This window comes from Vibrio ichthyoenteri ATCC 700023 (genome assembly GCF_000222605.1).
GTDB classification, from domain to species: domain Bacteria; phylum Pseudomonadota; class Gammaproteobacteria; order Enterobacterales; family Vibrionaceae; genus Vibrio; species Vibrio ichthyoenteri.
On sequence record NZ_AFWF01000125.1, the window covers coordinates 1 to 1128 of the forward strand.

Annotated in this window: 2 protein-coding genes; one reads left to right on the forward strand and one right to left on the reverse strand. The window is 42.6% G+C overall.

The genetic code is table 11. The features are described from left to right. A partial coding sequence (locus RH85_RS10085) for a DDE-type integrase/transposase/recombinase (protein ID WP_006712119.1) occupies positions 1–238 on the forward strand: 238 nt, incomplete at its 5' end. A 523-nt stretch (positions 239–761) separates the two neighbouring features. On the opposite strand, the gene RH85_RS23170 is transcribed toward RH85_RS10085, so the two are convergent. Beyond that, positions 762–935: a hypothetical protein gene (locus tag RH85_RS23170; RefSeq protein WP_006712121.1), complete on the reverse strand. Its 174-nt coding sequence runs from the start codon at positions 933–935 to the stop codon at positions 762–764. Positions 936–1128: the final 193 nt, after the last annotated feature.

Consider the following 1128-nt stretch of genomic DNA (forward strand, 5'->3'; position numbering starts at 1 on the left):
AAACATTGTTTTTATGCTGAATTTGATAGAGATTGTCGATGTGAAATACCTCAATAATATAGTGGAGCAAAGTCATCGACCAATTAAGCAAAAGATGGTTCAGGCATTAGGATGGAAATCTATTGAAGGAGCTACAGCTACGATGTCAGGGCAAGAAGTCTGGACGCAGATTAAACGGGGGCAAGTCGGCGATTTAAGTTTACCCGTTTGGGAGGGCTTTTATGCGCTCGCTGCCTAATTGTATCTAGAGATCGGCACGTCTGCATCTAACGAAAACTTTGCGACAGAACCGAAAATGATAGAGTTAAAACCAGAAAGGCCATAGAATAGCGGCGGGCGCTTTTGGTGATTTACCGAAAGCAACCGAGTTTGCGGACGGTAAATAAACAAAAACCCCGAAAGTTCTATAAAAACTAACGAGGTTTGAGTATGTATCTAGCAATACGAATCTTAGCCTCTATTCAGATAAGGGGCAAGAATAAATGCCAAAAACTAAGATCGGATTACTCAGTTTAATCACTTTGTGCATGACGCTGATAATCTTAACATGGATGCTCAAGGGGGCACTTTGTGGCTTTGAGTTTCATGGAGGAAAATTCTTAACTCTGGTGTTTACTCTCGCCTACGAATCGAAGTAGAAGCTGGACAAGCGAGGTGGGTTCGCCCCCTCGCTTGATTCAGTTTTGTTAGAACCGCCACAAGCGCCCTATCTACTGTTTGATAGCACTTAACGGTGAAGCATGGATTGTTTCACCGTTATTCTACCCATCCAGCTCAGAGACAAGCCACCCAATCACAATGCCACCTTTACTCAATCGATTACGCACCATCATGACGCTGTGTTCATGGCAAACCTGACGGCGTAACTCCTTAGAGTGACCGCGCGACACAATAAGCTCAAGCAATACTCGTTTTCGTCTATCGTGACTGTTCATAAGCACCTCTTAACTACGTGATGTTTATGAATATCTTACCTTTTCCTGAGCAATTGTTAACCATTACCTTGGTTAGTGGAACCATTGACCACATATAGAGACAAACCAACACTTGATCCGCACCAGTAGTTTTGGACACTGAGTTAAGTGAGTAAAATCACTAACGAGGTGAAAAATGACAAATCAAAAAAAC

Coding starts and splice junctions, on each gene's coding strand:
- RH85_RS23170 (WP_006712121.1), bottom strand. CDS start 935: ATGAACAGTCACGATAGACGAAAACGAGTATTGCTTGAGCTTATTGTG.